The sequence below is a fragment of the Streptomyces sp. NPDC041108 genome, assembly GCF_055592645.1.
In genome coordinates this window covers 19549-31801 of record NZ_JBVIYK010000001.1, presented here as the reverse complement: position 1 = coordinate 31801, position 12253 = coordinate 19549, and the positions used below count along the sequence as shown (strand labels likewise).

At 73.4% G+C, this 12253-nt stretch carries 9 protein-coding genes; 4 read left to right on the top strand and 5 right to left on the bottom strand.

Translation table 11 applies throughout. The features are described from left to right. Positions 1-231 precede the first annotated feature (231 nt). Both ACZ6BB_RS00115 and ACZ6BB_RS00110 read right to left on the bottom strand, forming a co-directional pair. Entirely contained in the window at positions 232-1743 is a 1512-nt protein-coding gene (locus tag ACZ6BB_RS00115) for an AI-2E family transporter (RefSeq protein ID WP_471613065.1), read from the bottom strand. A gap of 94 nt (positions 1744-1837) precedes the next feature. Then, complete coding sequence (locus ACZ6BB_RS00110) at positions 1838-2032, bottom strand: DUF3046 domain-containing protein (RefSeq protein ID WP_471613064.1); 195 nt, start codon at positions 2030-2032, stop codon at positions 1838-1840. A gap of 79 nt (positions 2033-2111) precedes the next feature. Between ACZ6BB_RS00110 and ACZ6BB_RS00105 the strand changes: the two genes are divergently transcribed. Further along, positions 2112-3056, top strand: a complete 945-nt coding sequence (locus ACZ6BB_RS00105) for a hypothetical protein (protein ID WP_471613063.1) — start codon at positions 2112-2114, stop codon at positions 3054-3056. An 89-nt stretch (positions 3057-3145) separates the two neighbouring features. On the opposite strand, the gene ACZ6BB_RS00100 is transcribed toward ACZ6BB_RS00105, so the two are convergent. From ACZ6BB_RS00100 to ACZ6BB_RS00090, 3 genes are all read right to left on the bottom strand, one after another. Beyond that, complete coding sequence (locus ACZ6BB_RS00100) at positions 3146-3454, bottom strand: AzlD domain-containing protein (protein WP_471613062.1); 309 nt, start codon at positions 3452-3454, stop codon at positions 3146-3148. Further along, a complete protein-coding gene (locus ACZ6BB_RS00095; protein ID WP_471613061.1) occupies positions 3451-4263 on the bottom strand; it encodes an AzlC family ABC transporter permease in 813 nt (270 codons plus the stop codon). The genes ACZ6BB_RS00100 and ACZ6BB_RS00095 overlap by 4 nt, the downstream gene beginning before the upstream one ends. Before the next feature lie 93 nt (positions 4264-4356). Continuing rightward, entirely contained in the window at positions 4357-5223 is an 867-nt protein-coding gene (locus ACZ6BB_RS00090; RefSeq protein ID WP_471613060.1) for an AraC family transcriptional regulator, read from the bottom strand. Positions 5224-5461: 238 nt separating this feature from the next. Here ACZ6BB_RS00090 and ACZ6BB_RS00085 point away from each other — a divergent pair, with 238 nt between their 5' ends. From ACZ6BB_RS00085 to ACZ6BB_RS00075, 3 genes are all read left to right on the top strand, one after another. Beyond that, entirely contained in the window at positions 5462-10312 is a 4851-nt protein-coding gene (locus tag ACZ6BB_RS00085; RefSeq protein ID WP_471613059.1) for an ATP-dependent helicase, read from the top strand. Between the two features lie 198 nt (positions 10313-10510). Next, on the top strand, positions 10511-11365 hold the full coding sequence (locus ACZ6BB_RS00080; RefSeq protein WP_471613058.1) for an Fpg/Nei family DNA glycosylase: 855 nt from the start codon (positions 10511-10513) through the stop codon (positions 11363-11365). Between the two features lie 32 nt (positions 11366-11397). After that, a complete protein-coding gene (locus ACZ6BB_RS00075; RefSeq protein WP_471613057.1) occupies positions 11398-12162 on the top strand; it encodes an SDR family NAD(P)-dependent oxidoreductase in 765 nt (254 codons plus the stop codon). The last annotated feature ends 91 nt before the right edge of the window (positions 12163-12253 follow it).

The window sequence follows — 12253 nt, the reverse complement described above, 5'->3', positions numbered from 1 at the left end:
AACTCGGGCACTTCTCCACGAAAACCCTGCCGAACTCCGGCCGAGATCCTCCGCCGGAGCCTCCATAAGAATGGATGTTCGAATTTAGTGTCAAGCGCACCACGCGACACCCGGAGCACTTCCGGGAGAGCGGGTGGCACGGGGGCGGCGGACGAGAAGCACGAGGGCTGCGGCCGAGAAGAGGGCTCGGCGCCGGGTGGCTGCAGGGGGTGGCGGCAGCGGCAACAGCCCCTACGGGGTGGTGCCACCCTCGCGTCCGGGATTGTCCTCGGGCTTCGCGCCGGCATCGGGCCCCGCGCCGGCATCGGGCCGGGCGCCGCCCTCCGGTCCGGAGTCTCCGCCTGCGCCCGGCTCCCGGCGCGCGGTGTCGCCGTCCGCGCGGGCGTTCGCGGAGTCTTCGCCGTCCCCGCGCGCGTTCGCGGAGTCGTCAGCCGACGGTCTCGTGTCGCGCCTGTGGTCGAGCCTCTCCTCCAGCCGCCTGCGCACACGTGAGAGGACGTCGGCGTCGGCTCCCTCCTCCTCCGTCCGGAGCGGGCGTCCGCGCAGCCGGGCGACGAGGTTTCCCGTGCCGCGTCTGCGGTGCCCGTGCACGCGGGGGTCGTCCGTGACGTCGTACCGCTTCACATACGCCCCCAGGAAGGCCTGCAGGGTGGCGATGGCGGGGATGGCGATGAGCGCGCCCACGGCGCCGAGGAGCGCGGTGCCCGCGACGACCGAGCCGAACGCGACGGCTGGATGGATGTCCACGGTCTTGGCGGTCAGTTTGGGCTGCAGCACGTAGTTCTCGAACTGCTGGTAGATGACCACGAAGACGAGGACCCACAGCGCGTACCACGGGTTGACCGTGAAGGCGATCAGCATCGGCAGGGCACCCGCCAGGTAGGTGCCGATCGTGGGGATGAACTGCGAGACCAGGCCGACCCAGACCGCGAGCGCGGGCGCGTAGGGCACGTCGAGGTACTCCAGCAGGACGTAGTGCGCCGCTCCGGAGATCAGTGCCATCAGGCCGCGGGAGTACAGATAGCCGCCGGTCTTGTCGACCGCGATCTCCCACGCGCGCAGCACCTCGGCCTGCTTGGAGGGCGGCAGGACGGAGCACAGCGTGCGGCGCAGCCGGGGGCCGTCGGCTGCGAAGTAGAACGAGAACAGCGCGATCGTCAGCAGTTGGAAGAGGCCGCCCAGCACCTGTGTGGAGACGTCGAGGACGCCCGTGGCGCTGTTCTGCACGTACTTCTGCAGCCAGTCGGAGCGGAGCAGTCCCTCCTGGATGTCGACGCGCCTGAGTTCGGTGTGGAAGCTCGTGTTGATCCACCTGATGACGGAGTCGAGGTACGCCGGGAAGTCCTCGACCATCTTGATGATCTGACCGGCGAGCATCGAACCGAGCAGGGTGACGAATCCGGCGACCCCGATCAGTGTGATCAGGAAGACCAGGAACGTGGCGAAGCCCCGACGCAGCCCCTTCGAGGCCATCCAGCTCACCGCGGGCTCGATCGCGAGCGCCAGGAAGAACGCGATGAGGATGTTGACCAGCAACCCGATGAGCTGGTGGAACGCCCAGCTGCCGAACTGGAAGACCGCGATGAGGGAGAGCGCCAGCACCATCGCGCGCGGCAGCCAGCGGGGCATGCGTCCGTTCGACGCGGCACCGGGTCCCGGGTCGACGGGCGGGCCGGGGGGCGGTGTCGTGCCGGACGGGGATGTCTGGTGCCGGTACTGCGCGGTCTCGTCAGTGGGTGCCACGGACCAAGTCTCGCCCACGACACCGACAATCAGTCGCCGCCCCCGGGCCTTCCGGGCCGACGGACGGCGTCCGTTCGGTGAAGTGCGTTGCTTTTCAGCGGTTTTCGGCAGGAACGCCCATGGTCGAGCACACCACTCGCCACACGTCCTTGGCCTCCCAGCCGGCGTCCAGCGCCTCACTCACCGTGCGCCCGCCCAGGCCGGACATCACATGATCGCGCGCGAAGGTGTCGGCGTACCCCTCACCGAAGTGATCCGCCATCCGCTGCCAGAAGACCGTCAACCGCATGAGTCCAGTATCCCGCCCCAGGGGGTGGGCCTGGCCGGGAAGGCTTGCCGATACCGCTTTCCGCCCTACGGTCGGAGCCATGTCCGAAACCGGAGCATCCCCCCTCCCCCTGTCGTCCCCGGCGCAGACCCCACTGGCTCGCGCCGAACAGTTCGTCTGGCTGACCGCGCGCGTACTGGAGCAGCGGCGCTTCGCGTACCACTTCCTGGACGGGGGAGCCGACGCGGTGGAGACCGCGCTGTCCGCCTACCGCAACGCCGACGACGGGTACGGCCACGCGCTCGAACCCGATCTGCGCGGGCCCGTGAGCCAGCCACTGCACACCGCGCACGCGCTGCGTGTGCTGGACTCGATCGGCCGCTGCGGCGGGCAGCGCGTGGATCGCGTGTGCCGCTATCTGACGTCGGTGTCCACGCAGGACGGTGCCCTTCCCGCCGTGCACCCCGGTCAGCGCGGCTACCCGGTGGCCCCGTTCGTGCCGATCGTCGACGACCCGCCCAGTGATCTGCTGGCCACCGGGCCCGTGGTGGGTCTGCTGCACCGCAACCAGGTGTGGCACGCGTGGCTGTTCCGGGCCACCGACTTCTGCTGGCAGGCGGTCGAGTCCCTGCAGAAGTCACACCCCTACGAGGTGCACGCCGCCGTGGCGTTCCTGGAGTCCGTGCCCGACCGCGCGCGTGCCCGGGCCGCCGCCGACCGGCTCGGCCGCCTGGTGCGCGAACACCGGCTCGCCACTCTCGATCCGGGACGGCCGGACGTCTACCCGGTGTCCGCCGGTTACGCGCCGGGAGAGCACCACTACCCGCACGATTTCGCGCCCACCCCGGAATCGATCGCACGCGCGTGGTTCACCGACGAGGAGATGTCCCGCTCACTCGACTTCCTGGCGAGCGAACAGACGGAGGACGGCGGCTGGCCGATCCGCTGGCGCCAGTGGGCTCCGAGCACCGCGATGGAGAGCCGTCCGATCGTGACGATCGAGGCGCTGCGTACGTTGCGGGCGTACGGCCGGCCGATCGGCTGAGACCGGTCGCCGCGACGCGCGTGTACGAGCGGTCCACGCGCGTGCCGGCGGTCCACCGGCACGCGCGCGTGGGCCCACGACGAGCCGCGTCAGCCCGCCAGGGCCCGCACCCCGGCTGTCACGATCACCGCCGCGGCCACGACGATCAGGAACGGGGCCCGCAGGAGCAGTGCCACGGCGGCCGCGGTGAGCCCGGCGGCCCTCGCGTCCAGCACCAGAGCCTGCCCGTCGGCGAAGGTCTGCTGGGCCGTGAGGGCGGCGAGGAGCGCCACGGGCAGCAGGGCGGCGAGCCGCTGGACGAGCGGACGTTCGAGCACACCCTCGGGGACGAGCAGACCGATGAGCTTGACGGCGTAACAGCCGACGGCGGTGCCGACGATCGCGATCCAGACGTTCATCGGTCGCCACCTTCCAGGTCTCCGCCTTCCAGGTCGTCGCCCCGGCGGTCGTCCGACCGGCCGACGACATCCGTGCGGCGGTCGCCCGGCGGGTCACCGGCCCGGCGGCGCCCCTCCGCCCAGAGGACGGCCGGGGCGGCCACCGCGGCGACGAGGACCGGGACCCCGGCGGGCAGGACGGGCAGCAGGCCGAGCCCCAGGACGACGGCGATGCCGGCGACGGCCCGTTCCGCGGTGGTCCGCAGCATGGGCGCGAGGAGGGCCAGGAAGACGGCGGGCCCGGCCGCGTCGAGCCCCCACGCGTCGGTGTCGCCGATGGCCTCGGCGCCGAGCGCGCCGAGCAGCGTGGTGAGGTTCCACAGGACGTAGAGGCAGAACCCGGTGACCGTGAAGCCGATGCGGGCGGCTCGGCGGGTGGGCTGGGCGAGGGTGACGGCGGTGGTCTCGTCGATGACCCACTGGGCGGCGAACGGTCGCACCGCGCGCGGGAGGGCCAGCACCTGGGAGAGGCGCAGCCCGTAGAACGCGTTGCGCACGCCCAGGAAGAAGGCTCCGGCCGCCGCGGTGAACGGATTGCCGCCGGCCGCGAGCGCGCCCACCAGAGCGAACTGGGAGGCCCCGGTGAACACCAGGAGGCTCAGCGCGCAGGTCTGCGGCAGGCTGAGCCCGCTGCCGGCCGAGGTCACCCCGAAGGCGAACCCGGACAGACCGACGGCGACCCCGACGCCGAGGGCGTCCCGGACCACGGCTCCGTCGGGTTTCGCGCCGGCATTTGCTTGCGTCTCCACGAGATTAGTCTGTTCAGTCACCACACCCCGGACGGTACGAGGGGGCACGTCCACGGGTCTTGTACGTTCTTGCGCACGCCCGCGGCGTCCCGCACGCCCACGCCGTCCCCGCGCTCACGCGCGGCGTGCTCGGCCTCGTGGTGCGTCGTCGCTCCCGCCGCTCGCGCGTCCGCGCTGGTACGCGCCCGGCGGCACGCCCACGATGCGACTGAAGTGGCGGTTGAGGTGCGGCTGGTCCGTGAAGCCGACGGCGACGGCGGCCTCGGCGGGAGACGTACCCGTGTCGAGCAGGCCGCGCGCCCGGCGCACGCGCGCGTCGGTCAGCCAGGTGTGCGGAGGCATGCCGTAGGCGGTGCGGAAGGCCCGCAGGAGGGCGAAGGGGCTGGTGCCGAGGTCGGCGGCGAGCCGCTCCAGGGTCGGCGGGTCGGCCATCCGCGCTTCGAGCACGGCACGCGCGCGTGCCGCGACGGGGGCTCCCGCCGTGCGGACGGTGCGCTGGGGCAGAGGCCCGCCGTTCAGGCGCAGCAGCCGGGTCACGGCCACGCGCAACAGGGTGTCCGCCGCCAGGGCGTTGCCCTCGTCGACGGCCCGGAGCACCTGGTGGACGAGGCCCGCGGCGTACGGGTCCTCGAGCACGGGGGCCACGAAGCCGGGGGTGCCACGGATCGTGGTGGTCTCGGCGGCGATCTCGGCCACCACGTCCGGCGACGGGTAGACAGCGCCGTACCGCCAGCCCTCGGGTACGCCCGCGCGGCCGGTGTGCGGGGTATCGGGATTGACCAGGGCCAGGGTTCCCGGGCCCGCGTACTGATCGGCGCCCCCGTGATGGAACACCTCGACTCCGTCGGCGATCGCCGCGATCACGAAGTGCTCGTGGGTGTGCCGCACGAACTTCTTCTCGACGTAGCTCGCCCGCAGCAGATCGACACCGGGCAGCTCCGCGTACCGCCAGTGTCTCGCCCGCTCCGCCGAACCCGCCATGTCCCCATTGTGCGGGGTGGCCCGTTCCGGCTGCGAAGTACGGGGTGCAGGCACGCGGACACCGGTGCGGAGGCATGACGGCAGCGCCGGACCACGCCGGCGGACGCGCCGACGACCGCACGACCGCACGACCGGACAGTCCCCTTCCTCCGCCCCCGCCCGAGGCGACGGATCCGCCCCGCCGCCCCCGTTTCCGCAGGTCCGGGCCATTGTCAGTGGTCGGGTGCAGGATGGTGGCATGGTCAGCTCCGCAGATCGAGCCCTCGACGGCTTCTCCCCCGCGACCCGCGGCTGGTTCACGGGGGCCTTCTCCGCGCCCACCGCGGCCCAGGCCGGGGCGTGGCGGGCGATCGGCGAGGGCTCGGACGTGCTGGTGGTCGCCCCGACCGGCTCCGGCAAGACGCTGGCCGCGTTCCTCGCCGCGCTGGACCAACTGACGTCGAGCCCGCCCCCGGCCGACCCGAAGAAGCGCTGCCGGGTCCTGTACGTGTCACCGCTGAAGGCGCTCGCGGTGGACGTGGAGCGGAACCTGCGCAGTCCGCTGACCGGCATCCGCCAGGAATCGGTGCGGCTGGGACTGCCCGAGCCCGAGCTGAAGGTGGGCATCCGCTCCGGGGACACCCCGCCCGCCGAGCGCCGGGCCCTGGCCACCCGACCGCCGGACATCCTGATCACCACGCCCGAGTCCCTCTTCCTGATGCTGACGTCGGCCACGCGCGACGCGCTCACGGGCGTGGAGACAGTGATCCTCGACGAGGTGCACGCGGTCGCGGGCACCAAGCGCGGCGCCCACCTCGCGCTCACCCTGGAGCGGCTCGACGAATTGCTGCCCAGGCCTGCCCGTCGTATCGGCCTGTCCGCCACGGTGCGTCCCGTCGACGAGGTCGCGCGCTATCTCTCCCCGCGCCGCAGGGTGGAGATCGTCCAGCCCCCCTCCGGCAAGGAGTTCGACCTCTCGGTGGTCGTGCCCGTGGAGGACCTGGGAGAGCTGGGCGGCTCCCCGGTCGCCGACGGCAACGAAGGCGCGGAGCGCCCGTCGATCTGGCCGCACGTCGAGGAGCGGATCGCCGACCTCGTGCAGGCCCACCGCTCGACGATCGTGTTCGCCAACTCCCGCCGCCTCGCCGAGCGGCTGTGCAACCGGCTCAACGAGATCGCGTACGAGCGGGCCACCGGTGAGCCACTGGACGAACACCACGGGCCGGCGGAGCTGATGGGCGGCTCCGGCGCGGCCCAGGGGGCGCCCCCGGTCCTGGCCAGGGCCCACCACGGCTCGGTCTCCAAGGAGCAGCGCGCCCTGGTGGAGGAGGATCTGAAGGCGGGCCGGCTGCCGGCCGTGGTCGCCACCTCCAGCCTCGAACTGGGCATCGACATGGGCGCGGTGGACCTCGTCGTCCAGGTGGAGTCACCGCCCTCGGTCGCCTCCGGGCTGCAGCGCGTGGGCCGCGCGGGACACCAGGTGGGCGCGGTCTCGACGGGTGTGGTCTTCCCCAAGTACCGCGGCGATCTCGTCCAGTCGGCCGTCGTCACCGAGCGGATGCGCAGCGGCGCCATCGAGTCCATGAGGATCCCCGGCAATCCCCTGGACGTCCTGGCACAGCAGGTCGTCGCCATGACCTCGATGGACACCTGGCAGTTCGACGACCTCCTGGCCACCGTCCGCCGCGCGGCGCCCTTCGCCGCTCTTCCCGAGTCCGCTTTCACGGCCGTCCTCGACATGCTCGCGGGCCGCTATCCGTCCGACGCGTTCGCGGAGCTGCGCCCGCGCGTGGTCTGGGACCGGGTCGCGGGCACGATCACGGGACGGCCCGGCGCCCAGCGGCTCGCGGTGACGTCCGGGGGCACGATCCCGGACCGCGGTCTCTTCGGGGTCTTCCTCGCCGGCTCCGACCCCAAGAAGGGCGGCGGCCGGGTCGGAGAGCTCGACGAGGAGATGGTGTACGAGTCCCGGGTCGGGGACGTCTTCACCCTCGGCACCAGCTCCTGGCGCATCGAGGACATCACCCGTGACCGGGTGCTGGTCTCCCCCGCGCCGGGCGTCCCGGGCCGCCTGCCCTTCTGGAAGGGCGACCAGCTCGGCCGCCCGCTCGAACTGGGCCGCGCGGTGGGCGCGTTCCTGCGCGAGGTCGGCTCCCTTTCCCAGGAGGACGCCCGGCTGCGTCTGCTGGCCGCCGGACTCGACGCCTGGGCCGCCGACAACGTCCTGTCGTACCTGGCCGAACAGCGCGAGGCCTGCGGCCACGTCCCCGACGACCGCACGATCGTCGTCGAGCGCTTCCGCGACGAGCTGGGCGACTGGCGGGTCGTCGTCCACTCACCCTTCGGCGCCCAGGTCCACGCCCCCTGGGCCCTCGCCCTGGGCGCGAAGCTCTCCGAGCGGTACGGCATGGACGCCCAGGTCATGCACGCGGACGACGGCATCGTGCTCCGCCTGCCCGACGCCGATCTGATGGGCCTGGACCTGCTCGACATGGAGCCCATGAAGGCGGGCACCGAATACGACGCGGAGCAGGCCCCGATCGGCGCGGCGGACGTCGCCTTCGACAAGGGCGAGGTCGACCAGATCGTCACCGACCAGGTGGGCGGCTCGGCACTGTTCGCGTCCCGCTTCCGCGAGTGCGCCGCCCGCGCGCTGCTGCTGCCCCGCCGCAACCCGGGCAGGCGCACGCCCCTGTGGCAACAGCGTCAGCGCGCCGCCCAACTGCTGCAGGTGGCCAGCGAGTTCGGCTCGTTCCCGATCGTCCTGGAGGCGGTCCGCGAATGCCTCCAGGACGTCTTCGACGTCCCGGGCCTCACCGAGCTGATGGGCGACATCGAGTCCCGCAAGGTCCGCCTCGTCGAGGTCACCACCCCGGAGCCCTCCCCCTTCGCCCGCTCCCTCCTCTTCGGATACGTCGCCCAGTTCCTGTACGAGGGCGACTCCCCGCTCGCCGAGCGCCGCGCCGCCGCCCTGTCGCTGGATTCCCGGCTGCTGGCCGAGCTGCTGGGGCAGGCGGAGCTGCGCGAACTGCTCGACGCCGAGGTCCTGACGGAGCTGGAGCAGGAGCTGCAGTGGCGCACCGAGGACCGGCGGGTCAAGGACGCCGAGGGTGTCGCGGACCTGCTCCGGCTCCTCGGCCCGCTCAAGGAAGCCGAGTTGGCCGAGCGGGGCGCCGAGCCGCAGTGGGCGCGGGAGCTGGCCGGGGCCCGCCGCGCCATCCGCGTCCGGATCGCCGGCACCGACCACTGGGCGGCGATCGAGGACGCGGGCCGCCTGCGCGACGCGCTCGGCACGGCTCTGCCGGTCGGTGTCCCGGAAGCCTTCACCGAGCCCGTCAAGGATCCCCTCGGCGACCTGCTCGCCCGGTTCGCGCGCACCCACGGCCCCTTCACCTCGGCCGCGGCAGCCGCGCGCTTCGGCCTGGGCGTGGCCGTCACGGACGGGGCGCTCCATCGCCTGGCGGCGAACGGCCGTGTCGTCCAGGGCGAGTTCCACCCGGCGGGCATCGGTCAGGAGTGGTGCGACGCGGCCGTGCTGCGCCGCCTGCGTCGCCGCTCGCTGGCGGCCCTGCGGCACGAGCTGGAGCCGGTGCCGCCCGCCGCGCTCGCCCAGTTCCTGCCGCAGTGGCAGCACGTGGGCGGCGGCCACGGGCTGCGCGGCCTCGACGGACTGGTGCGCGCGATCGAGCAGTTGCAGGGGGCCTCCGTGCCCGCCTCCGCGCTGGAGAAGCTGGTCCTGCCCTCCCGGGTCGCGGGCTACGCCCCCGCGATGCTCGACGAGCTCACCGCGGCCGGCGAGGTCGTCTGGGCGGGCGCCGGAGCCCTCCCCGGCAAGGACGGCTGGGTCTCGCTGTATCTGGCGGACGCGGCCCCGCTGCTCCTCCCACCGCCGCACCCCTTGGAGCCGACCGCGCTCCACGAGTCGATCCTGACCAGCCTCTCGGGCGGTTACGGCCTCTTCTTCCGCCAGATCGCCGACCAGATCCGCGCGACCACGCACCCCGACGTCACCGATCCCCAACTGGCCGATGCCGTATGGGATCTCGCCTGGTCCGGTCGGCTCACCAACGACACCCTCACCCCCATGCGCTCCCTATTGGGCTCGGGCCGTACCGCGGGCTCCACCGCCCACCGGGCCAAACGCACCGTCCCGCGCGGCCGGTACGGATCCCTGACCGCCGCCGCCCGCCCCCAGTCCCGTACGGGCCCGCCCACGGTGGCCGGCCGATGGTCGCTCCTCCCCGTCCCCGAGCTCGACCCCACCGTCCGTGCCCACGCACTGGCCCGCACGCTGCTCGACCGCCACGGTGTCGTGACCCGGGGTGCCGTGGCCGCAGAGGGCGTCGAGGGCGGCTTCTCCGCCGTCTACCGCGTCCTGTCCGTCTTCGAGGAGAGCGGCCAGGCCCGCCGCGGCTACGTCGTCGAGGGCCTGGGCGCCGCCCAGTTCGCGATGGACGGCGCCGTGGACCGCCTCCGCGCGGTGTCCAACGCCCGCGACCGCGGCGAGCCCCTGGGAAACCCCCCTGCGAACGGTCCGGCCGAAGCCCCCGGCACACTGGCCCACACCCCCTGGGACGACTTCCCCGACGTACCCGGTCTGCGCACCCCCGGTCCGGACGAGCCGTACGCCGCTGACGGCTTCCCCGCCCCGGCAGGCTTCGACGCCGGCCCCCACGCCCGCACCGGCCGGGACCCGCACCGCACCCGCACCGCACCCGCTCCCCGCGCCGTCGTCCTGGCCGCGGCCGACCCCGCGAACGCCTACGGCGCCGCCCTCCCCTGGCCCGATCCGCCCACCGAGGCCGGACACAAGCCGGGCCGCAAGGCGGGCTCCCTGGTCGTCCTGGTCGACGGCGAGCTGACCCTCTACATGGAGCGCGGCGGCAAGACACTCCTGGCCTGGCCCGCCGACCCGGACGTCAGGCCCCTGGACGACCCGCGCCTCCGCCCGGCCGCCGAGGCCCTGGCGGGAGCCGCCCGCGCGGGCTCCCTCGGCACGGTCACGGTGGAGCGCGTGAACGGCACCTCCGCCCTCACCTCCCCCCACGGCCCCCTCCTGGAAGCGGCGGGCTTCATCGCGACCCCGCGCGGCCTGCGCATCCGAGCATGACCACCGAACCCCGCACCCAGGCCCAGCACCCGCCCCGGCCACGTCGGCCGGACATTCACGCCCGCGTCGCACGCCGCTCCCCGCCACCGCGTGGCCACGACCGGCCGTCGGCACACCCACGTCCGTGGACCAGGACCAGCCCCCTCCCGCCCCCAGCCGTCCGGCACCCGCCCCCCGAATCCGTGCCACCCTTGACCCATGCCCGAAGGTGACACCGTCTGGCAGGCGGCGAGGCGACTCCACACCGCCCTCGCCGGCCAGGTGCTGTCCCGCTCCGACCTCCGCGTGCCGAAGTACGCGACGGCCGACCTCACCGGCCGTACCGTCCTGGACGTCACTCCCCGCGGCAAGCACCTCCTCACCCGCGTCGAAGGCGGCCTGACACTGCACTCGCACCTGCGGATGGACGGCGCATGGAAGGTGTACGCCGACGGCGAGCGCTGGCGCGGGGGCCCGGCGCACCAGATCCGCGCCATCCTCGGCACCACCGACCGCACGGCCGTCGGCTACCGCCTGCCCGTACTGGAGCTGATCCGCACCGCCGACGAGCACCGTGCCGTCGGCCACCTCGGCCCCGACCTGCTCGGCCCGGACTGGGATCCCGGTCTCGCCCTCGCCAACCTCCTGAGCGACCCCGGCCGGGCACTCGGCGAGGCGCTCCTGGACCAGCGCAATCTCGCCGGTATCGGCAACGTGTACAAGAGCGAGCTGTGCTTCCTGCTCCGGGTCACCCCATGGCTCCCCGTCGGCGCCCTCCCGGAGGAGTTCGCCGCCCGGCTGCCCGACCTCGCCAAGCAGATGCTCGAAGCCAACCGCGACCGCCCGATCCGCAACACGACCGGCCACCGCCGGCACGACCTGTTCGTGTACGGCCGGGCCCCTCGGCCCTGTCTGCGCTGCCACACCCCCGTCCGCGCGGCCGACCAGGGCGACGGCTCCCGCGAACGCCCCACCTACTGGTGCCCCACCTGCCAGCCGGGCCCGGCACCCCTCCCGGGCTCCAGGCGAACACCCCGCCCGAGCGGGCGAGTTCAGCGCCGCTCATCTAATTGACGGACCGTCAGAAACACTCGTACCGTCGAGTCATGTCCCTCCCGGCGTACGACCTCAGCGGCCGCACCGCGTTCGTCACCGGCGCGGGCAGCGGTATCGGCCGCGCGTCGGCGGTCCTGCTCGCCGAGGCGGGTGCGACGGTGCACTGCGCGGACCGCGACGCGGCCGGCCTGCACGAGACGGCGACCCTCATCAAGGCCAGGAACGCCACCGCCCACACCCACCATCTCGACGTCACCGACCGCGCCCGGCTCACGCGAGCCGTGGCCGCCTGCGAGCGGCTCCACGTGATGGCGGCGATCGCCGGGATCATGCACAGCAGCCCGGTTCTGGAGACCCGGGACGAGGACCTGGAGCGGGTGTGGAGCGTCAACTTCAAGGGTGTCCTGCACGCCTGTCAGGCGGCGGCCGCCCGGATGATCGCCGACGGGACGCGCGGCAGCATCGTCACCATGGCCTCGGGCGCGGTCGACACCGGCGGTCCGGGACTGCTCTGCTACGGCGTGACCAAGGCGGCGGTGGTCCAGCTGACGAAGACCCTGGCGACCGAGGTCGGCACCCACGGCATCCGCGTCAACGCGGTGGCCCCGGGCTGGATCCGTACACCCATGACCGACCGCCACGACGACGAGGCGCAGGCGCGCACGGAGTCCTTCATGGCCCGGCTGTCACCGCTGAGCCGGGTCGGCGAGCCCGACGACATCGCGCACGCCGTACTGCATCTCGCCTCCGACGCCTCGGCGTTCACGACGGGTCAGATCCTCCGCCCGAACGGCGGGGTGGCCATGCCCTGGTGACCGCGGCCCCCACCGCGCCCTCCAGAACCGGGCCACCCCTCGCGCCCCCTGACGCGCCCCCCGGCCGTCCCGGTGCCCGTCCTTTCGGTAC